Origin of the sequence: Massilia aquatica, assembly GCF_011682045.1 — a bacterium.
In the GTDB taxonomy this organism is placed as follows: domain Bacteria; phylum Pseudomonadota; class Gammaproteobacteria; order Burkholderiales; family Burkholderiaceae_D; genus Telluria_A; species Telluria_A aquatica.
This window is the reverse complement of the sequence record NZ_VVIW01000025.1, coordinates 58296-77660: the sequence shown is the minus strand read 5'-3', so window position 1 is coordinate 77660 and position 19365 is coordinate 58296. Positions and strand designations below refer to the sequence as shown.

The 19365-nt window shown below is 63.9% G+C and carries 20 protein-coding genes; 16 read left to right on the top strand and 4 right to left on the bottom strand.

The genetic code is table 11. From position 1 onward, the window contains the following. Positions 1-137: 137 nt before the first annotated feature. From hpnC to F1609_RS28080, 6 genes are all read left to right on the top strand, one after another. On the top strand, positions 138-947 hold the full coding sequence (hpnC, locus tag F1609_RS28100) for a squalene synthase HpnC (RefSeq protein WP_167080270.1): 810 nt from the start codon (positions 138-140) through the stop codon (positions 945-947). Positions 948-1056: 109 nt separating this feature from the next. Next, positions 1057-1890, top strand: coding sequence for a presqualene diphosphate synthase HpnD (gene hpnD, locus F1609_RS28095; RefSeq protein ID WP_167080268.1), 834 nt, complete (start codon positions 1057-1059; stop codon positions 1888-1890). Then, the gene (hpnE, locus tag F1609_RS28090) at positions 1883-3220 is read left to right on the top strand and encodes a hydroxysqualene dehydroxylase HpnE (RefSeq protein ID WP_167080266.1); all 1338 of its coding nucleotides are present in this window, start codon (positions 1883-1885) and stop codon (positions 3218-3220) included. Before hpnD ends, hpnE begins: the two co-directional genes overlap by 8 nt. 124 nt (positions 3221-3344) lie before the next feature. Next, positions 3345-3467, top strand: a complete 123-nt coding sequence (locus tag F1609_RS35135; RefSeq protein ID WP_267876818.1) for a hypothetical protein — start codon at positions 3345-3347, stop codon at positions 3465-3467. 23 nt (positions 3468-3490) lie between these two features. Next, a complete protein-coding gene (locus F1609_RS34880) occupies positions 3491-4435 on the top strand; it encodes a DUF1700 domain-containing protein (protein WP_229422107.1) in 945 nt (314 codons plus the stop codon). A gap of 20 nt (positions 4436-4455) precedes the next feature. Further along, complete coding sequence (locus tag F1609_RS28080) at positions 4456-5262, top strand: head GIN domain-containing protein (RefSeq protein WP_167080264.1); 807 nt, start codon at positions 4456-4458, stop codon at positions 5260-5262. Here the strand turns inward: F1609_RS28080 and F1609_RS28075 are convergent. Continuing rightward, on the bottom strand, positions 5249-6487 hold the full coding sequence (locus F1609_RS28075) for a TIGR03862 family flavoprotein (protein WP_167080261.1): 1239 nt from the start codon (positions 6485-6487) through the stop codon (positions 5249-5251). The genes F1609_RS28080 and F1609_RS28075 overlap by 14 nt on opposite strands. Positions 6488-6624: 137 nt before the next feature. On the opposite strand from F1609_RS28075, the gene F1609_RS28070 reads away from it, so the two are divergent. The 3 genes from F1609_RS28070 to F1609_RS28060 are packed head-to-tail and all read left to right on the top strand — an operon-like array spanning position 6625 to position 8143. After that, positions 6625-7011 (top strand): hypothetical protein, encoded by a 387-nt coding sequence (locus tag F1609_RS28070; RefSeq protein WP_167080259.1) that lies wholly within the window; start codon positions 6625-6627, stop codon positions 7009-7011. Then, complete coding sequence (locus F1609_RS28065) at positions 7008-7211, top strand: helix-turn-helix transcriptional regulator (RefSeq protein WP_167080257.1); 204 nt, start codon at positions 7008-7010, stop codon at positions 7209-7211. The genes F1609_RS28070 and F1609_RS28065 overlap by 4 nt, the downstream gene beginning before the upstream one ends. Then, positions 7208-8143, top strand: coding sequence for an alpha/beta fold hydrolase (locus F1609_RS28060; RefSeq protein WP_167080255.1), 936 nt, complete (start codon positions 7208-7210; stop codon positions 8141-8143). The genes F1609_RS28065 and F1609_RS28060 overlap by 4 nt, the downstream gene beginning before the upstream one ends. Positions 8144-8486: 343 nt before the next feature. On the opposite strand, the gene F1609_RS28055 is transcribed toward F1609_RS28060, so the two are convergent. Both F1609_RS28055 and F1609_RS28050 read right to left on the bottom strand, forming a co-directional pair. Beyond that, positions 8487-8822 carry a hypothetical protein gene (locus tag F1609_RS28055; RefSeq protein ID WP_167080253.1) on the bottom strand — a complete coding sequence of 112 codons (336 nt, stop codon included), beginning with the start codon at positions 8820-8822 and terminating at the stop codon, positions 8487-8489. A gap of 308 nt (positions 8823-9130) precedes the next feature. Continuing rightward, the gene (locus F1609_RS28050; RefSeq protein ID WP_167080251.1) at positions 9131-9574 is read right to left on the bottom strand and encodes a hypothetical protein; all 444 of its coding nucleotides are present in this window, start codon (positions 9572-9574) and stop codon (positions 9131-9133) included. A 312-nt stretch (positions 9575-9886) separates the two neighbouring features. Between F1609_RS28050 and F1609_RS28045 the strand changes: the two genes are divergently transcribed. The 3 genes from F1609_RS28045 (at position 9887) to F1609_RS28035 (ending at position 13790) form a co-directional block, all read left to right on the top strand. Next, positions 9887-10813, top strand: coding sequence for a hypothetical protein (locus tag F1609_RS28045; RefSeq protein WP_167080249.1), 927 nt, complete (start codon positions 9887-9889; stop codon positions 10811-10813). Between the two features lie 109 nt (positions 10814-10922). After that, a complete protein-coding gene (locus tag F1609_RS28040) occupies positions 10923-12869 on the top strand; it encodes a S41 family peptidase (RefSeq protein WP_167080247.1) in 1947 nt (648 codons plus the stop codon). A 168-nt stretch (positions 12870-13037) separates the two neighbouring features. Continuing rightward, on the top strand, positions 13038-13790 hold the full coding sequence (locus F1609_RS28035; protein WP_167080245.1) for a PLDc N-terminal domain-containing protein: 753 nt from the start codon (positions 13038-13040) through the stop codon (positions 13788-13790). 51 nt (positions 13791-13841) lie between these two features. Here the strand turns inward: F1609_RS28035 and F1609_RS28030 are convergent, their stop codons facing one another. Then, positions 13842-14555 (bottom strand): GntR family transcriptional regulator, encoded by a 714-nt coding sequence (locus tag F1609_RS28030; RefSeq protein WP_167080243.1) that lies wholly within the window; start codon positions 14553-14555, stop codon positions 13842-13844. A 190-nt stretch (positions 14556-14745) separates the two neighbouring features. Here F1609_RS28030 and F1609_RS28025 point away from each other — a divergent pair, with 190 nt between their 5' ends. From F1609_RS28025 to mdcA, 4 genes are read left to right on the top strand one after another with little or no spacing between them, the layout of a single operon-like run. Next, positions 14746-15762, top strand: coding sequence for a TRAP transporter substrate-binding protein (locus tag F1609_RS28025; RefSeq protein WP_167080241.1), 1017 nt, complete (start codon positions 14746-14748; stop codon positions 15760-15762). Further along, positions 15759-16337 carry a TRAP transporter small permease gene (locus F1609_RS28020; protein ID WP_167080239.1) on the top strand — a complete coding sequence of 193 codons (579 nt, stop codon included), beginning with the start codon at positions 15759-15761 and terminating at the stop codon, positions 16335-16337. The genes F1609_RS28025 and F1609_RS28020 overlap by 4 nt, the downstream gene beginning before the upstream one ends. Further along, complete coding sequence (locus F1609_RS28015; RefSeq protein ID WP_167080237.1) at positions 16334-17683, top strand: TRAP transporter large permease; 1350 nt, start codon at positions 16334-16336, stop codon at positions 17681-17683. The genes F1609_RS28020 and F1609_RS28015 overlap by 4 nt, the downstream gene beginning before the upstream one ends. Beyond that, on the top strand, positions 17684-19351 hold the full coding sequence (gene mdcA / locus F1609_RS28010) for a malonate decarboxylase subunit alpha (protein WP_167080235.1): 1668 nt from the start codon (positions 17684-17686) through the stop codon (positions 19349-19351). Positions 19352-19365: the final 14 nt, after the last annotated feature.

Below are 19365 nucleotides of genomic sequence, written 5' to 3'. Positions count from 1 at the left end.
TGGGCGCCACCCGAGGGCACGGCGATGATGTCGGGATGCTACTACTTCGCCGACCCTGAGAGCTAACTGACTTTCTGGTTAGTAATTATAATCCTGCAAGTTTTATTTGCAAATGACTTTTGCGTCATTAATAAGCCATGCCTGTCGATCACTACGAGAATTTCCCTGTCGCCTCGATTCTGCTGCCCAGGCGGCTGGTGCCGGCGGTTGAAGCGATTTACGCTTTCGCCCGCACGGCCGACGATATCGCCGACGAAGGCGACGCCAGCGGCACGGAGCGCCTTGCCGCATTGAGCGCTTACGAAGCCGCGCTCGACGCCATCGGCCGCGGCGAACACCAGCGCGACACCCTGTTCCGGCGCCTGGCCGAAGTCATCGCCCAGTACAAACTCCCGCTCCAGCCATTTTACGACTTGCTCTCGGCGTTCAAGCAGGATGTCGCTACAAAACGCTACGCAAATTTTGAGCTGCTGCTCGACTATTGCCGGCGCTCGGCCAACCCGGTCGGTTTGCTGATGCTGTCGCTGTACGGCGCCGTGGACGAGGCCAACGTGCGCGATTCCGACGCCATCTGCTCGGCGCTGCAATTGATCAACTTCCTGCAAGACGTCGGCATCGACCGCCAAAAAGACCGTATTTACATTCCGATGGATGACTTGCAGCGCTTCGGCGTGGCGCCGGAAGAGCTCGACAAGCACAACACCGGCGGCAACTGGCGCCCGCTGATGGCCTTCGAGGTGGCGCGCGCGCGCGCCCTGATGCACAGCGGCGCCCCGCTGGCGCGCCGTTTGCCGGGCCGTATCGGCTGGGAATTGCGGCTGATCATCCAGGGCGGCCTGCGCATCCTGGAAGAAATCGAAAAAGTCGACTACGACGTCTTCAACCAGCGCCCGCAGCTCAAAATGCTGGACTGGATGGCGATTCTGTGGCGCGCAGTGCGGATGTGAACCGCTGTATCGGCCCTTGCCCGTGAAAAAACCGTCATCGCCCCTCTCGTCCGGAGCACATCGGCTATAGAATAGCGGCTTCGCTTCGCACACCCTTGCATTTTTGACCATGTCTCCAGACGAATACTGCCAACAAAAGACCGTCCAGAGCGGCTCCAGCTTCTATTACAGCTTCCTGTTCCTGCCTCCGGAGCGGCGCCGCGCCATTACCGCGCTGTACGCCTTTTGCCGCGAGGTGGACGACACGGTCGACGAATGCACCGACCAGTCGATCGCGCGCATCAAGCTGGCCTGGTGGCGCACCGAACTGGCAAACATGTACGCCGGCGCGCCGACCCACCCGGTCACGCTGGCCTTGCAGCCGCACCTGACCGTGTACGACCTGCAGGAAAAGCACATGCAGGCCATCGTCGACGGCATGGAAATGGACCTCGACCAGACCCGCTACCTCGACTACACCGCCATGAAGCGCTATTGCTGGCACGTGGCCAGCGTGGTCGGCATCTTGTCGGCCAGCATTTTCGGCGTGACCAATCCGAAGACGCTCGAATACGCCGAACAGCTCGGTCTGGCATTCCAGCTGACCAATATCATCCGCGATGTGGGCGAAGATGCGCGCAAGGGCCGTATCTATCTGCCCGTGAACGAATTGCAACAGTTCGGCGTCACGGCGGCGGATTTGCTCAACGCGCGCCACAGCGACAAGTTCGAAAACCTGATGCGTTTCCAGACCGAACGCGCGCAAAAGGTCTACGACGAAGCGTTCGCCCTGCTGCCCAAGGAAGACCGGCGCGCCCAGCGCCCCGGCCTGATGATGGCGGCCATCTACCGCACCGTGCTCGACGAAATCGAACGCGACAAATTCCACGTCCTGAACCAGCGCATTTCGCTCACGCCGCTGCGCAAACTCTGGCTGGCGTGGAAGACCTACATCCGTGGCTGAGCCCGCAGTAAACAGCGTCGCCGTCATCGGTGGCGGCTGGGCCGGTTGCAGCGCGGCGGTCGAACTGGCTCGCGCCGGCTGCAAGGTCACCCTGTTCGAAGCGGCCCGCACGCTGGGCGGACGGGCGCGCGCGGTCGATGTGCAAGGCCGCCAGCTCGATAACGGCCAGCACATCTTGCTCGGCGCTTACAAGGAATCGCTGCGCCTGATGCGCGCGGTCGGCATCGACCTGCGCGCCGCCATGCTGCACCTGCCCCTGCAAATGCGCTATCCCAAGGGCAGCGGCGGCATGGATTTTGTCGTCCCGCGCCTGCCGGCGCCGCTGCACCTGGCCGTCGCCCTGCTGCGCGCCGATGGCCTGGCATGGGCCGACAAGATGGCGCTGGCGCGCTTTTCCTCGACCGCGCGCTGGATGGACTGGCGCCTGCACAACGATTGCAGCGTCAGCGAATTGCTGGAGCGCTACGACCAGACCGAGCGCCTGATCGAACTCATGTGGCGCCCGCTGTGCCTGGCCGCGCTCAACACCGGGCCCGAACGCGCCTCGGCCCAGGTCTTTTTGGCCGTGCTGCGCGACAGCCTGGGCGCTGCCCGTGCCAGTTCCGACATGCTGCTGCCGCGCCTGGACCTGAGCGCGCTGTTTCCGGCGGCCGCCGCCGCCTTTGTCGAAAGCCGCGGCGGCAGCGTGCGCCTGGGCGCCAAGGTGGCGTCGCTGGCGTCGCTGGCAACACAAGGCGGCCGCTGGCGGCTTGGCGGCGACGAGGTGTTCGACGCCGTGGTCATCGCCACGCCGCCGCCGGCCGCCGCCACCCTGCTGGAACAGGCCGGCGCGCCTGACCTGGCGGCTTCGCTCGGGCACTTCGAGTACGAACCGATCACCACCTGCTATCTGCAATATCCGGCCGCGACCCGCCTGGAACTGCCTTTCTACGCCCTGCGCGACAACGCCGCCAGCGGCCACTGGGGCCAGTTCGTGTTCGACCGCGGCCAGCTCGATTCCACCCAGGCCGGCATGTTCTCGGTGGTCATCAGCGCTTCGGGCGCCGCTTCCGAAGCGGGACGCGAAGCGCTGGCCCAGGCCGTGGCCGATCAACTGGCCGACGTGCTGGGGCGGCCGGAACTGGCGCGCCCGGACTGGGTCCAGGTGATCAGCGAAAAGCGCGCCACCTTCGCCTGCACGCCCGGCCTGGCGCGCCCGGCCAACGCCACTGGCCTGGCGCGCCTGGTGCTGGCCGGCGACTACACCGCCAGCGACTACCCGGCCACCATCGAATCGGCCGTGCGCAGTGGCGTGGCGGCCGCGCGCCTGCTCACAGCCAGGCGCAAGTGAACGGCTATCCCCCGAAATGGTCGTTTGCGGCGCTGAAAATGCAGCCTGTCGCATTCCGCTGGAGCTGAACCGTCCGTTTTCGTACAGTAGCACCATCGAAACAGGTTTTTTACACGGACAGCACATGAACATCGCACTCGGACTTCGCGCCCTCGCATTACTGGCTTTTGTGGTCGCGAGTACCGCCGTCATCATCATGCCCGACTTGCAGGTTTTTCATTCGGGCGTGGCGCTGAGCCACTCCTGATCAACGGCGCAAAGGCAATCATCATGGGCAAAAGCGATTATCTCGACGCGCTGCGGCGCGCCATGGCGGGCATTTCCGCCGAAGCCCAGGCCAAGACCCTGGCCTATTACGAGCAGCGCTTCGTCGACGGCGTGGCCGCCGGCCGCACCGAACAAGACGTGGCGGCCGAACTGGACGACCCGAAAAAGATCGCCATGACCCTGCGCGCCAGCGTGCACATGCATTCTTTCGAGCAAAAGAAAAATCCGGCAAACATGCTGCGCCTGCTGGTGTCGATCGCCGGCCTGGCCATCTTCAACCTGTTCATGGTAGTGCCGGCGCTGGTGTACGCCGCCTTCCTGGCGATCCTGTACGCGGCCGGACTGGCGTTTTACGTAGCCGGCATTGCCATTACGGCCAGCGGCCTGTCGGGCGCGACCGAACTGGTGCTGGACGGCCCGTTCCGCGAGATGATCCTGCGCAACTCATCCGAGGAAGAGCGCGACAAGCTCCAGGTGACGGTGTCGATCGGCGAAGACGGCGTGCAATTTCACCAGGCGCGCGTCGACAACGATGAAGGCCAGCAAGCCGAGGCCAAGGCCCAGGCCGACACCGCCGCCGCCATTCTGGACGCCGGCGACGTGGTCGAAAAAGCCATCGCCAGCACCGGCGAGGCGGCCAGCGTGGCGCGCGAAGCGGGCGACGCGGTACGCGGCGTGGCCCAGCAAGCGGCTGCGGCGGCGCGCGCGGCGGGGAGCGAGGCCAAACAGCGCAGCGTGGTGCGGCGCGCCGAAGAAGCGGCCGGGCGCGGCGTGCGCATCACCACCGAACTCGAACCCGGCTCGCGCACCACGCAAACCTTTTTCGGGCTGGGCATCGTGCTGGCCGGGATCGTCATCTTCCTGCTCTGCCTGGTCATCACGAAGTACACGATGATCGGCATCCGGCGCTATGTCGACATGAATGTTTCCCTGCTCAAGGGCAACTAAACGCGGAACCGGAGAATCTTATGCGCTCATTACTCAAGGTCGGCTTCGGCCTGCTGCTCCTCGCGTTCATGCTGATCGCCCTGTTCTACAGCTTGCTGCGGTCCCAGGGCACGGCCCGCCCGAGCAATCCCGAAGGCCGCATGCTCACCAGCGAAACGCGCACGGTATCAAGCGGCATCACCACGATCAACCTGGGCGGCCCGATCGACATGACCCTGCGCCAGGGCGCGGTACCGTCGCTGACCGTGCGCGGCGAACAGCGCCTGCTGGGCAATGTGGAAACCATCAGCGAAGGGAGCACGCTCAATATCGAAACCAAGGGCATGCTGCTGCACCATAAACAGCCGCTGCAAGTGGTGCTGGTGCTGCCCGCGCTCGACACCCTGCGCATCCGCGGCAGCGGCGACAGCACCGTCAACGGTTTCAGCGGCGACAAGCTCGAACTGCAACTGCACGGCTCGGGCGACGTCAAGTTCAATGGCCGCTACCGCGAGATCGACGCCGGCCTGCAAGGCAGCGGCGATATTGAACTCAATGGCGGCAACAGCGACAAGGTCGATGTCAACGTGGTCGGTTCGGGCAGCATGACGGTGGTGGGCGCGGCCAGGACGTTCAAGGTGGCGCAGATGGGGTCGGGCGACCTGGACGCCGAGCACCTGAGCGCCGAGAGCGTCACCATCGATTTAATGGGTTCCGGCAGCGCCGTGGTCCAGGCCCGCAAAAGCGCCTCGGTCAACCTGCGCGGCAGCGGCGACATCAGCGTGCACGGCAGCCCCGGCGAGCGCAATGTCAGCCGCAACGGCTCGGGCGACGTCAGCTTCGAGTGAGCCAGGCCAAGGCGCCCAGGCCGGCGGCGCGGCCGCTGGCAAAGCAGGCGGTGAGCAGGTAGCCGCCGGTCGGCGCTTCCCAGTCGACCATCTCGCCGGCGGCGAACACGCCAGGGACGGCGTGCAGCATGGCGTTGGCGTCGAGCGCGTCGAAGCGCACACCGCCGGCGCTGCTGATGGCCTCGTCGATCGGGCGCGCCCGTTGCAGGGTCACCGGCAGCATTTTCAGGGCTTGCGCCAAGCGCGCCGTATCGGCGAATTCGGCCGCCGACAGGCATTCGCGCAGCAATCCGGATTTGACGCCCTTGATCCCCAGCCGGCTTTGCAGATGGCTCGACATCGACCGCGAACCGCGCGGGCGCGTCACTTCCTCGAACACTTTTTCGGCGCTGAAATCGGGCACCAGGTCGAGCCAGATGGTGGCGCTGCCGTTGGTGGCGATCTGTTCGCGCAGCTCGGCCGACAAGGCGTAGATCAAACTGCCTTCGACGCCGCCGGCGGTAATGACGAACTGGCCCTGGCGCTTGTGCGGCCTGCCCGCGGCGCCCTGCGCGGTGATGGCCACGGTGGTCAGTGGCGCACCCGCGTGGCGGCTGCTGAAATGCTCGCTCCAGGCAGTGTCGAAACCGCAGTTGGACGGCACCAGCGGGGCCACCGCCACCGAGCGTTCCTGCAACAGCGGCACCCAGGCGCCGTCCGATCCCAGACGCGCCCAGCTCGCGCCGCCCAGCGCCAGGATCACCGCGTCGAACGCCGCTTCATGCTCGCCGTCCGGGGTGGCGAAGCGCAGCGCTTCGCCGTTCCAGCCCAGCCAGCGATGGCGCATGTGAAATTGCACCCCGCCTTCGCGCAGGCGGTGCAGCCAGGCGCGCAGCAAGGGCGCCGCCTTCATATCGGTCGGGAACACGCGTCCGGACGTGCCCACGAAGGTGTCCACGCCAAGGCCATGAATCCAGTCGCGCACCGCCTGCGCGTCGAAGCCGGCCAGCCACGGCGCCACCTGGGCGGCGCGCGCGCCATAGCGCTTGCCGAAGTCCAGCGCCGGCTCCGAGTGCGTGATGTTCATGCCGCCCTTGCCCGCCAAAAGGAACTTGCGCCCGACCGACGGCATGGCGTCGTACAAAGCGACCGCCGCGCCGCCCTGGCTCAACACTTCGGCGGCCATCAGGCCGGCCGGACCGCCGCCGATGACGGCGACGCGGGCTTGGGGTGAAATTTCGGGCATGGCATTCTCGGTACGGCGTGTGGACGACCCGCATTGTAGTCGACTTCAGGAGCCGAAAAACAGATGTAAAGCATGCTTGACATCGCATGCTTTGCTGCCTACTATGTAAAGCATACTTGACAATCACGGAGGCGGAGATGCACGAAAAGATCATCGGCCGGCGCTACCTGCGCGAGCTGTTTGGCGCCATTGGCGTCTATTGGCTGCTGCTGGCGATGTCGATCGCGTTCGGCAAGGAACTGCCCAACGGGCCGGCGCGCACCCTCATCCTGGCCGCTCCCGTGTTCGGGGTGGCGCTGGCCGTGTGGGCCATCGTGCGCCAGATGCGGCGGGTCGACGAATTCGTGCGCCAGGTGACCTTGCAAAACATCGCGATCAGCGCCGCCATCACGGCCAGCCTGACCTTCAGCTACGGCTTCCTGGAGCTGGCCGGCTTTCCGCGCGTGTCGATGTTCGTGGTCTGGCCGATCATGGCCGCCAGCTGGCTGCTCATCGTCCTGGTGCGCAAGATCACCAATAAATGAACAACACCATCCGCGACCTGCGCGCGCAGCACGGCTGGAGCCAGGCGCACCTGGCCGACCTGCTCAAGGTATCGCGCCAGACCGTCAACGCCATCGAGACCGGGCGCTACGACCCGAGCCTGCCGCTGGCGTTTGCCATTGCCCGGCTGTTCGCGCAGCCGCTCGAATCGATTTTTCATCCCGACCAGGAGACACCATGATCGCCCGCTTTGTATTTGCCCTGACCTTGGCCGCCAGCGCGCCCGCCTTTGCCGCCGACGCCCCGCCGCCCCCATCGACCGCGAACCGCTTCGCCGCCACCCTGGTCCCCGCCGAACGCTTCGAGATCGGCGCCGTGCAGGTCGAACGGCACGGCAAGGGCCGCCGCGCCCTGATCCTCATCCCGGGCCTGGCCAGCGGCTCGTGGGTCTGGCAAGGCACTGCGCGCTCTTTTCTCGGCGACCATACCGTCTACATCGTCACCCTGCCCGGCTTCGACGGCCGGGCGCCGGTCGCGGGCAAGCAGATGGAAGCGGCCCAGCGCGCGCTGGCGCAGCTGATCGACACGCGCAAACTGGTCAAGCCGGTGCTGGTCGGGCATAGCCTGGGCGGGGTGCTGGCGCTGTCGCTGGCAGCGCAGCGCCCCGACGCCGTCGGCGGCGTGATCAGCATCGACGGCTTGCCGGTGTTCCCCGGCGCCGAAGACCTCACGCCGCGCCAGCGCGAGCAGATGGCGCAGCAGCTGGCGCGCCGCATGGCCCCGGCCGACCAGCGCGCCTTCGCCGCGCAGCAGCAGGACTACATGCGCGGCACCGGCGTACTCGACATGGCGCGCGCCGACGAACTGGCCAAGCTCAGTGCGCGCAGCGATCCGGGCGCGGTGCTCCAGTATATGGCCGAAACCTTCGCCATGGACCTGCGCCCGGCGCTGCCGCAGATCACGGCGCCGGTGCTCTTGATCGCGCCGTATTTCGAGACCGACGCCAGCATCCACGAGATGACCGAGCAGACCAAGAAAGCTTACTACGCGGCGCTGATCGAGGCCGCGCCGAAAGCGCAGGTGGTCACGGTGGCCCCAGCCAGGCACTTTGCCATGATCGACCAGCCGGAACAGGTGAACGAGGCGATCCGCGCCTTCCTCAAAACGCTTTAACAGGCTGCCACGCCAATCTTGCCTCATTAAATCCGGGGGTGCCGTCAATAGCCCCCCGGTTTAAAGCCGCCAGCTCTTGTTCTCCGAAATCCTCGACGAACGATGCCAGGAAAACGTAGTTAAAGCGAGAATGACGCCGCTGGCGGTACAGAAAATCTCGATATGTTCACTGATCGCTGGTTCCGCTTTCGCCCGCATGGCGTTACCCTGCCGATCCAAGCTAGAAAACGGGCGCGCGTTGTCAGCTTCTTCCTGGCAGCGTATGCGTGTCCCTGACGACGTATGTATAAGGGCATGACCTTACAGTTGCCAGAGCCGGAAGAGCCTTTCAATATTCGATCAACTAAAAAGCGTATATTTCCTCTTCTTCCTCTTCTCGAGTCAGCACCCCGGATTCAATCGTCCTAATTTTCACCCTACCATCCATCTTTTGAAGTGTCGCAACAACGCGTACAGTGTCACGATATAGGTTTTCCCCACCCAGATAACACGGAACCGCATGCAGGAGTCTTCGTACTATTCCTTCCTCAATAATAGGAATTTTGATTTTTTCGTGCGAAAAAAGAATAAAAAATCCTTTTGGTCCAATATGTAAAATACCATCCATCTCCACTCGCACCGCACCATCCGCAAAAGTGGAACTATGGAACATTTCTAAAGTTAATACTTCCTCACTCATTTTTTCCTCTGACGACAACACCTTGGTTTGAGAATCGCTGGCGAAACGCTTGGCTTGTTTGGGATCACTACGTAACCCAGTATCCCTGATTGATACTACGCAACCCACCTCCTGATACACAAGTCTTGCGCGCCGTGCCGGTCGGCGTGCATGCCTTTATACACAAGTCGCTAGCGCTGAAGAACTTCTCTTACATCAATAGGTTGCACGGAAGCTTGCAATGGAATTGTGTTTACAAAACCGTCTTTCTCACTTGCGTTAGCGCCTGCACAATTGAAGGTTTCGGTGTCAAGTCATCTCGTCCGAGGCTACAGCATCTCGCAGCATTCAATCTCAATTGCCTCGTTCATGGTTACTCTAATCATATGGTCAGTGTGGAGGCCAGAGGTATCGATCCACATGTAAATCGAACCGCGATTGAAATCGACGGACTCGTAATTGAGGTGCTTTTCCAAGAACCCTTCGTCCGCATCAGTCCATTCCTTGCCGAGGATCGAATCCCAAACATCATCCAAGACCAAGTCGTAGTTCTGAATTTCGCGTTCAAGCGAAAGCTTGAAGCCTTGGTGGTTGACGTTCATCCATGCCACGAAGGCGTGCATTCGTTCTAGGCCCACTTCGAACCCATCCGCAGCTATCGAAATGCGGCCCGACTTCATATAAGGCATCTCGATTTCGGTCTCGAAAGCGGCAGTGTTGCCATTAAGAGTCATCACGCCAAATTCATTAGTTGTGACGTTTTGCTGGGACATAGATGCGAGTTTCCTAAAATATAGAGCGCCGCGCTCGCATGCGCGGCTGATCACTGCAACAAGTGTAAACGTGTCAGGAGCGCTGTGCGAGGATTTCCGCGAAGTTGCACGGCAAGCAAGGTAGCACAGCGGTGAACGGCAGACGAATTTGCTGGTCTGGTTATTGGCGATGCGCGCCTTCCTCAAGGAGCTGTCATCGTGCGTCCGGCTGCTACGCGCGGTGGCGTTTTTTGCTACGCGATGCAGCTTTGACAATGATCAAGAATGGCATAGCACACTGCTGGTTCCCGCTGTATCAACTCTGGAGACCACATGAAAAGTGCACTGGCCATTCTGGCGATTTGCGCATCCTTCACCGCAGTAGCGGCGCCTGGCCGCGCGCCAGCGCCAGCCGTCCGGGCCGCAGACACGCTGCGCCTGGCCCCGACCGCGGCCAACGTCAAGCGCGTGCGCGCCGCCCTGCACGCGGCCCGCTCGGAAAACGACAAGATCGACCAGATCCGCCTGCTCGCCACCCTGTACTCGCGCAGCAATGCCTCCGGCATGAACGACGCCATCGTGGGCGAACTGCGCGCGCTGGCCGCCTCGCCCAGCCGGCGCATTGCGCGCAGCGCCACCTACCCGCTGGCGCAGGCCGTCGGCGCCGACGAAACCATCGAGATCCTGCTGCGCGCCAAGCGCGCCGGCCTGATGGAAAGTGAAGAAGTCGCCGGCGAGCTGGCGCGCGCCCTGCGCTTTGCGCCGCGCGAGCAGCAGCTGCGCCTGGTGCAGCTGATCGGCGCCGAACAATCGCGCTACGGAGTGGACGTGATGGTGGCCGGCTTCGGCAGCAAGCTGCTCGACCCGATGCTGCCCGAGACGCGCCAGGCCGTCGGCGAGCTGCTGCGCCGCACCCGCATCGACTTCCCGCGCAATGCCGACAGCTTCGGCTACGTGGACGCGATCCGCTACGCCGGCTGGCTGCACGCCAGCGCCCTGACCGAGCAATGGGTCAGCCGCCAGCCGTACGAGATCACCGTCATGGCGCACCTGGACGACCCGGAGCTTGATCCGCGCAAGCTGATCGCTTATCTGGGTACGCCGGAGGGCAAGGAATTGATGGTCCGCGTCGGCAAGCGCGGTCCCTTCGCCGGTGCGGTGCGGCGCGCCCGTGATTACGCCGCCGCCTATCCGCACAGCCTGCGCGTGCAGAAAATCGTTTCCGAAATCTACGGCAGCTGGAACAGTTTGCCCGCGTAGCGCCGTGGCCATGTCAATACGCAGGCCATGGAAATTGCTTCATGGAACATGCTAAGCTGTCTGAGTCAGCTTTTCATTGTGTGGCTGTATATTCTGTTAGGGAAGATAGATGAAGTTCGGTTTCGGGGCAGTTCTTTTGATTGGCACGGTGGCGGGCAGTGCTGTCGCATCCGACGTGGCGCCGCTGTCGCCGCCGACGGCATCACAACAGGAAGCGTCGCTGCTGATAGCGCAGATCACAGAACGCTATCGCTACAAACCGGAAGGGCAAGCCAGCGGGATTGGCGCGCGTCCTTTCGAGCGCTTCGTCAAGGTACTCGATCCGGACCGCCTGATATTTACCCAGGCCGCCCTGGCGGCCATGGCGGCCGAGCGCGCCGAGTTGGACAAACCCGGCGACGGCAAGCAGCTGGCGACGGCGCACGCCGTGTTTGCGACCTACCTGGCGCGCTCGGCAATGCTGTATGCGCACGCGCAGGACCTGCTGCTGCGCGACATGAACTTTGCCGGACACGAGCGCTTTCAGCGCGCGCGCTCGAACGCCGCCTGGGAGCCGGACGACAACGCCCTGCGCGACCTGTGGCGGCGGCGCGTCATGGACGATATCCTCAAGCTGCGCCTGGCCGGCAGTTCGCAAGCACACATCGTGACAACCCTGCGGCAGCGCTATGAGCGGCAGTTGCAGAACGTGCGCACCATGCGTAGCGAGGAGGTTGTCAACACCTACCTGCACGCTGCCCTCCTGCATCTCGACCCGCACGGCGCCTATCTCGCTCCGCCGACAACGCTGGCCGAGCGCGCCCGCCCCGGATTGGTCGGCATCGGCATGGCGGTACAGCAAAAAGGCGACTTCGTCACCGTCTTCGAGCTACCCTTGGGCGGGCCGGCCGAACGCAGCGGCGCCATCGCCCTGGGCGAGCGCATCGTCGGGATCACCCAGGATGCCGGGCAGCCGATGACCGACGTGGTCGGGTGGCGGGTGGACGAGGTGGTCGGCCTGCTGCGCGGCGTGGCCGGCTCGCGGGTCGAGCTGGACCTCCTGGCACAGGGCGTGGCGCCCGGCAGCACGCCGCGCCGGGTGGTGCTGACACGCGCCAGGCTCAAGGTGGCGGGCCTGCGCGCCAGCGGGCGCCTCGAACTGGTCGAGCGCGGCGCCAGCAGCTACCGGATCGGCATCGTTGTGGTGCCCACGATCTACGAGGATTTTGCGGCGCGAAAAGCCGGTATCAAGGACTATGCGAGCGTCACGCGCGATGTCGCGGCCGCGCTGGAAACACTGAAGGCCCAACAGGCCGATGCGATCCTGCTTGACATGCGTAACAACGGCGGCGGCACCCTGGACGAGGCAATCACGTTGACCGGGCTGTTCCTGCCTGGCGTTGCGGTGGCGCAGCGCATCGAAACGCAACGCGGCCTGACCGTCGCCGAAGCGCAGGCGGCCGCGCCGGCCTGGGATGGGCCGCTGGCGGTCCTGATCGACCAGGGCTCGGCCGCCGGGACCGAGGTCGTGGCGGCGGCCATTCAGGACTATGGGCGCGGGCTGATTATCGGCGACACCAGCGCCGGACGCGGCAGCATCCAAAGCCTGGTCAGGCTCCACGAGTTCAGAAAGAATCCGGCGAGCCAGCTTGGTGACGTGCGGCTGACGGTCGGCGCCCTGTGCCGCGCCGGAGGCGAGCCGATTCAGGGCCACGGCGTTCGTCCCGACGTCGTCGTACCCGGCAGCCTCGGCGCTTCCAGCGCGGACGATGCCACCCTGTCGGCGCGTCCGGCATGCCGCGCGCAGACCATACCGAAGAAAGCCGGGTTGGGTGAGCTGCTGCCGAGCCTGCGCACATTGCACGCCCAACGCATGAAAACGGACCTGCGCTATCAGAAGCGCCTGGCCCAGCGCGCGCAGGAGCTGGCGCAGCTGGCCAGCGACGAGGTGTCCCTGAACGAGGCCGAGCGGCGCAGAACAATGGAGGGCGAGCCGCAAGAAGACATCGCAAAATTCCAGTTAAAACATGCCGTGCAAGTGCTTACCGATAGCGTGGAACTGAGCGGCAAGCGCTAGAACCCGCGGTTGAACACTTGACAGCCCTGGGGCAAGCAGGCCGCATCAGTTGCAAGCAACGGGAACTTTCGATTCCTCGTCCCCGTCAAACCATGAGGTCTTCTGATTGCGTGCGGACTGATTAATTGTTAATATGAAACTCTTACAATAACGATAATTGGAGCGATTGTGCCCATTCTTGGTGTCGGCTTACATATCCTGATCGCACTCTACTTCGCGGTCCATGCCGTTCGTTCCGGCCGCGAGATGTACTGGCTGCTGGTCCTGTTCTGCTTCCCTTTGCTCGGTAGCGTGGTGTACTTCTTTGCCATTTACCTGCCGCAATCACGCCTCGACCAGGCCATCACGCGCGCCGGCCGCAGCGTGCTCGGTAGCCTGGACCCCGGACGCGCCTTGCGCGAGGCCCGGGAGGCGTTCGACCTGACGCCAACGGCCCAGAATCAGACCCGGCTCGCTGGCGCCATGCTCGACGCGGGCATGACCGCCGAAGCGGCGCAGCAATATGAAGCGTGCCTGCAAGGCCCGTTCGGAAGCGACCCCGACATTCGCTTCGGCGCGGCGCAGGCATTGCTGGCCAATGCCCAGGCTGGCGAGTCGGCGCGTATGTTGACGGCGCTGCGCGCCAGCCATCCCGCCTTCCAACCGGAAAAACTGAGTTTGCTCCTGGCGCGGGCTTATTCCACGGCGGGCCGGAAAGACGAAGCGGCTGCGGAATTTGCCCATCTCGTCGAGCGCTTTCCCGGCGTGGAGACCAGGGTTGCGTATGCCGTCTGGGCACTGGAGCACAATGAACCATTGCTGGCCGACGAACAGTGTCGCGAACTGGGCCGCTTGCGCAAGCAATTCAACAACCACACCCGCTCCCTGCATGCGGAGTTGTTCAAAAAGCTGGACGCAGCGCTAAAAACACATCGGCGGTAGTTCCGGCACGCGCCGGAGCAACCATCCCATACCGGCGCCTCCCGTCCGCCATCAAGGCTGCATCGCGCCCGCATGCTGCGTGCCGTGCGCCGCGCCCCGCTCGACCAGCTCGCCCGCCGCCAGCTGCGGCAGCGACGCCATCAGGTCGGCGAAGCGCTGGCCCTGGATCATCACGTGGCTGCGGGTGAGCTGTTCGGCCTTGTCGCCGTCGCCCGACAGAATGGCCTGGACCAGGCCGTCGTGTTCTTCATACGAGGCGCCGACCCGGTCGCGCACCCGCAGCTGCAAGCGCCGGTACGGGCGCAGGCGGCGGTACAGGTTGCGCGTCTGCTCCAGCAGGAACTGGTTATGGCTGCCCGCGTAGATCGCTTCGTGGAAGGCTTCGTTCTTGTAGTAGTACGCATCCGGATCGCTGGCGTCGCGCGCCTCGCGGCAGGCCAGGTGCGCCGCCAGCAGCCGCACATGGTCGGCGGCCGTCATGCGGCGCGCCGCCAGCCGGCTGCAAGTCGCCTCCAGCTCCGACATCACTTCGAACATCTCCACCAGCTGGTGCGGCCCCAGTTCGGCCACCACCGCGCCGCGCCGCGGACGGATCACCACCAGTCCCATGGACGACAACTGGATCAGCGTTTCGCGGATCGGCGTGCGCGAGACGCCAAAGCGCGCCGCCAGTTCGGTCTCGTCCAGATGCTGGCCGGGCGCCAGCGCGCCGACCGCAATCAACTCTTCGATCTTCTCGCGAAGTATTACGGAACGGCTAGTCATGTGTATTTACTGTTACCGGTTGTATACAAGATTTCATTATAAAAGCACGATAGAACTTGACAAGGTATTTTTAGAAATATTACTGTATACCAAGAAACGACGTTTCCACACGCCAAATTACATGCGTGTGCCGCGTCGTCCTTCGACGTAGTGCCACCACCCGCGCAGTTTCCATCATCTTGGAGGATGTATGACCGTAATGACCCGCAGAACCGTGCTTGCCGCGCTCGCCTCGAGCCCACTCTGGATGCACAATGCCTGGGCCCAGTCGACCAGTTTGAAAATCTCGCACCAGTTCCCAGGCGGTACCATCAACGAAGGCGACTTCCGCGACCGTCTGTGCCGCATGTTCGCAGCCGACGTGGAAAAGCGCAGCAAGGGCGCGCTCAAGTTCTCGATCTATCCGGGTTCCTCCCTGATGAAAACCAATGCCCAGTTCTCGGCGATGCGCAAGGGCGCACTCGACCTGTCGCTGGTCCCGCTCTCCTATGCCGGCGGCGAAGTCCCGGAGGTCAATATCGGCCTGATGCCTGGCCTGGTGACCAGCTACGAGCAAGGCTACAGCTGGAAAAACGCCGAAGTGGGCAAGGAACTGGCCCGCATCCTGGCCGAAAAAGGCATCGTGGTCCTGAGCTGGATCTGGCAGGCGGGCGGCGTGGCCTCGCGCAGCAAGCCGATCGTCGAACCGGAAGACGTGCGCGGCATGAAGGTGCGCGGCGGCTCGCGCGAGATGGACCTGATCCTCAAGGAAGCCGGCGCTGCGGTGGTCACCCTGCCGTCGAACGAAATCTACGCGGCCATGCAGACCGGCGCGATGGATGCGGCGCTGACCTCGTCGACGTCGCTGATCTCGTTCCGTCTCGAAGAAGTGTCGAAAGCGCTGACCACCGGCCGTGGCGGCGCCTACTGGTTCATGTTCGAGCCGCTGATGATGTCCAAGGCCGTCTTCGACCGCCTGCCGAAAGACCAGCAGGCGATCCTGATGGCGGTCGGCGGCGAACTCGAAGCGTTCGCGCGCAAATCGGCGCAGGAGGACGACTCCGCCGTCGCCGCCGTGTACCAGAAAGCCGGCGCCAAGGTCGTCGACCTGAACGCGGCCACGGTCAAGAAATGGCAAGCCATCGCGCGCACCACGGCATGGAAGGACTACCGCGAGAAGAACGCCAACTGCGCCAAGCTGCTGGCCCTCGCGGAGAAGACCCTGTGAGTCATGGCTTCGAGCTAGCGCCGGCCAAAGGGCCGGCGGTGCCCGACAACCCCACCCTGGCCAAAGTATCGCGACTGCTCGACAGGCTCAATAGCCTGTTGCTGCTGCTGTCGATGTGGGCGCTGGTCATCACCGCCCTGGTGCTGACCTACTCGGTGGTGTCGCGCTACTTCTTCAAGCTGCCGACCGACTGGCAGGATGAAGCGGCGGTGTTCATGCTGGTCGGCGTGACCTTCTTCTGCACCGGGTACGTGCAGTCGATGCGCGGCCATATCGGCATCGAGGCGCTGGCGTCGCTGCTGCCGCCGAAGGTCAACGCGGTGCGCCTGTTCCTGGTCGACCTGATCTCGTGCCTGTTCTGCGCCTTCTTTTCGTGGAAGTCGTGGACCCTGTTTCACGAAGCCTGGGTCGACGGCCAGACCACCTCGTCGACCTTTGCGCCGCCGCTGTGGATCCCGTACGGCATGATGGCGCTCGGGATCAGCATCCTGACCTTGCAGATCCTGATCCAGGTGCTGGCCCACGTGACCAATAAACCCGCCAACAAACCAGCAGACCAGCGGAGCGCTCCATGACCGACCTCACTCTCGGCGCCCTGTACGGCGTCGTCACCCTGATCGTCATGTGCTCCGGCATGCCGATCGCCTTCGCCCTCGGGGTGGTGGCTGTCTCCTTCATGTACTTCTTCATGCCGTCGTCCTCGCTCGACACGGTGACCCAGAACGTGTATGAGGAAATGGCGTCCATCACCCTGCTCTCGATCCCCCTGTTCATCCTCAAGGGGGCGGCGATCGGCAAGTCACCGGCGGGCAAGGACCTGTATTCGGCCATCCATACCTGGCTGCACAAGGTCCCCGGTGGCCTCGGCATCGCCAACGTGTTCGCGTGCGCGCTGTTCGCGGCGATGGCCGGCTCGTCGCCCGCGACCTGCTCGGCGATCGGCTCGGCCGGCATTCCGGAAATGCGCAAGCGCGGCTACTCGCCCGGTTTCGCGGCCGGCATCATCGCCGCCGGCGGCACCCTGGGTATCTTGCTGCCGCCGTCGATCACCATGATCCTGTACGCGGTCGCGGCGGAACAATCGCTCGGCCGCCTGTTCCTGGCCGGGATCGGCCCGGGCGTGCTGCTCGTCGCCCTGTTCGCCGGCTATGCGGTGTACCGCGCGCGCAAGGAATACGGCATGGCCAAGGCCATCTACGAAGCAGGCGGCGACAAGTCGCCTTACCTCGAAACCGAGCATTTCACCCTGCGCGAAAAAGTCGAAATGCTGCCGCGCGTGCTGCCCTTCATCGTCCTGCTGATCGGCGTGATGGTGGCGCTGTACGGCGGTTACGCCACCCCGTCCGAAACGGCGGGCCTGGGCGCGATGCTGGCGCTGGTGCTGATCGCGGTGGTCTACAATGTGTGGCGGCCGAAGGACCTGGCGCCGATCCTGTCGTCGACCATCAAGGAATCGACGATGCTGCTGTTGATTATCGGGATGTCGCTGCTCTATTCGTACGTCATGAGCTACCTGCATATCAGCCAGTCGGCTGCGCAGTGGGTGGTCGACATGCACCTGTCGCGCTGGGTGCTGCTGTCGGTGATCCTGCTGATGGTGGTGGTATTCGGCTTTTTCCTGCCGCCGGTATCGATCATCCTGATGACCGCGCCGATCATCCTGCCGCCGCTGAAGGAAGCAGGCTTTGACTTGATCTGGTTTGGTATCGTGATGACCGTGGTGATGGAAATGGGGCTGATTCACCCTCCGGTGGGCTTGAATATCTTCGTGATCAAGAACATCGCGCCCGATATTCCGCTCAAGGATGTGATCTGGGGCGTCATGCCCTTCCTCGGCCTGATGTTCGTTGCGGTGGTGCTGCTCTGCCTCTTTCCTTCGATCGCGACCGGCCTGCCTGACATGATGATGGGAGCAAAATAGATGAGTGCATCGCCAGCGAAGTGGAATACCTTGCAAACCAACCGCGCCGAACGCCTGGCGCGGGCGGGCGCCTCGCTTGGCGGTGCGCTCGACGGCAAAGCGCTGCCTGCGGCGCTGCTGCCGGACCTGCTGTATGCCGTGATCGAACGGGGCGACCGCGTTTGCCTGGAGGGGAACAACCAGAAGCAGGCCGATTTTCTAGGCCAGGCGCTGGCGCAGCTCGATCCGGCACGGGTCAATGGCCTGCACATGCTGCAATCGGTGCTGGCACTGCCGCAGCACCTCGACGTGTTCGAGCGCGGGGTCGCCGACCGCCTCGATTTTTCATTCTCAGGGCCGCAGGCGGCCCGCGTGGCCAAGCTGCTCGCCGCCGGCAAACTCAAGATCGGCGCGATCCATACCTATCTTGAGCTGTTCAGCCGTTACTTCATCGACCTGACGCCGCGCGTGTGCCTGATCGCGGCCGAAGCGGCCGACCGCCACGGTAACCTGTACACCGGCCCGAATACCGAAGACACGCCGCCGATTGCGGAAGCGACGGCCTTCAAGAACGGCATCGTGATTGTGCAGGTGAACCGCATCATGGACACCCTGCCGCGCGTGGACATTCCCGCCGACTGGGTCGACTTCGTGGTGCAGTCGCCGCGCCCCTACTATATAGAACCGCTGTTTACGCGCGACCCTGCGCAGATTTCCGAAATCCAGGTGCTGATGGCGATGATGGCCATCAAGGGCATCTACGCACCCTACGAAGTCGATCGCCTGAACCACGGCATCGGCTTCGACACGGCGGCCATCGAACTGCTGCTGCCGACCTACGGCGAGTCGCTTGGTTTGAAGGGCAAGATCGCGCGCCACTGGGCGCTCAATCCGCACCCGGCCTTGATCCCCGCGATCGAATCGGGCTTCGTCGAATCGGTGTATTCGTTCGGCTCCGAACTGGGCATGGAAGACTATATCCGCGCGCGCCCCGACGTGTTTTTTACCGGCCCCGATGGCAGCATGCGCAGCAACCGCGCCATGTGCCAGGCCGCCGGCCACTACGCCTGCGACATGTTCATCGGCTCGACCCTGCAGATCGACTTGCAGGGTAACTCCTCGACCGCGACCCAGGGCCGCATCGCCGGCTTCGGCGGCGCCCCGAACATGGGCGCGGACGCGCGCGGCCGGCGCCATGCCAGCCCGGCGTGGCTGAAAGCCGGCCAGCAGGCGCGCGAAGGCCGCAACACCATCCCGCGCGGCCAGAAGCTGGTGGTACAGATTGTCGAAACCTTCCGCGAGCATATGCAGCCGGCGTTTGTAAACAAGCTCGATGCGTGGGATTTGGCCGAGCAGGCCGGCATGGCGATCCCGCCGGTCATGATCTACGGCGACGACGTCACCCACATCCTGACCGAAGAAGGCATCGCCAACCTGCTGCTGTGCCGCAGCGACGAAGAGCGCGAGCAAGCCATTCGCGGCGTGGCCGGCTACACGCCGGCCGGCATGGGGCGCGACCGGCGCATGGTGGAAAACCTGCGCGATCGCGGCATTATCCAGCGCGCCGAAGACATCGGCGTCGACAAGCGGCTCGCCACGCGCGACCTGCTCGCCGCCAGGAACATGAAAGACCTGGTGCGCGCCTCGGGCGGTTTGTACAACCCGCCGAAGCGCTTCCGCAACTGGTAAAGACTGGAGACATT

Excerpts from the sequence above, each read along its gene's own strand:
- hpnC (WP_167080270.1), top strand. The coding sequence starts at position 138 with ATGCCTGTCGATCACTACGAGAATTTCCCTGTCGCCTCGATTCTGCTG.
- hpnD (WP_167080268.1), top strand. The coding sequence starts at position 1,057 with ATGTCTCCAGACGAATACTGCCAACAAAAGACCGTCCAGAGCGGCTCC.
- F1609_RS35135 (WP_267876818.1), top strand. The coding sequence starts at position 3,345 with ATGAACATCGCACTCGGACTTCGCGCCCTCGCATTACTGGCTTTTGTG.
- F1609_RS34880 (WP_229422107.1), top strand. The coding sequence starts at position 3,491 with ATGGGCAAAAGCGATTATCTCGACGCGCTGCGGCGCGCCATGGCGGGC.
- F1609_RS28080 (WP_167080264.1), top strand. The coding sequence starts at position 4,456 with ATGCGCTCATTACTCAAGGTCGGCTTCGGCCTGCTGCTCCTCGCGTTC.
- F1609_RS28075 (WP_167080261.1), bottom strand. The coding sequence starts at position 6,487 with ATGCCCGAAATTTCACCCCAAGCCCGCGTCGCCGTCATCGGCGGCGGT.
- F1609_RS28070 (WP_167080259.1), top strand. The coding sequence starts at position 6,625 with ATGCACGAAAAGATCATCGGCCGGCGCTACCTGCGCGAGCTGTTTGGC.
- F1609_RS28065 (WP_167080257.1), top strand. The coding sequence starts at position 7,008 with ATGAACAACACCATCCGCGACCTGCGCGCGCAGCACGGCTGGAGCCAG.
- F1609_RS28060 (WP_167080255.1), top strand. The coding sequence starts at position 7,208 with ATGATCGCCCGCTTTGTATTTGCCCTGACCTTGGCCGCCAGCGCGCCC.
- F1609_RS28055 (WP_167080253.1), bottom strand. The coding sequence starts at position 8,822 with ATGAGTGAGGAAGTATTAACTTTAGAAATGTTCCATAGTTCCACTTTT.
- F1609_RS28050 (WP_167080251.1), bottom strand. The coding sequence starts at position 9,574 with ATGTCCCAGCAAAACGTCACAACTAATGAATTTGGCGTGATGACTCTT.
- F1609_RS28045 (WP_167080249.1), top strand. The coding sequence starts at position 9,887 with ATGAAAAGTGCACTGGCCATTCTGGCGATTTGCGCATCCTTCACCGCA.
- F1609_RS28040 (WP_167080247.1), top strand. The coding sequence starts at position 10,923 with ATGAAGTTCGGTTTCGGGGCAGTTCTTTTGATTGGCACGGTGGCGGGC.
- F1609_RS28030 (WP_167080243.1), bottom strand. The coding sequence starts at position 14,555 with ATGACTAGCCGTTCCGTAATACTTCGCGAGAAGATCGAAGAGTTGATT.
- F1609_RS28025 (WP_167080241.1), top strand. The coding sequence starts at position 14,746 with ATGACCGTAATGACCCGCAGAACCGTGCTTGCCGCGCTCGCCTCGAGC.
- F1609_RS28015 (WP_167080237.1), top strand. The coding sequence starts at position 16,334 with ATGACCGACCTCACTCTCGGCGCCCTGTACGGCGTCGTCACCCTGATC.
- mdcA (WP_167080235.1), top strand. The coding sequence starts at position 17,684 with ATGAGTGCATCGCCAGCGAAGTGGAATACCTTGCAAACCAACCGCGCC.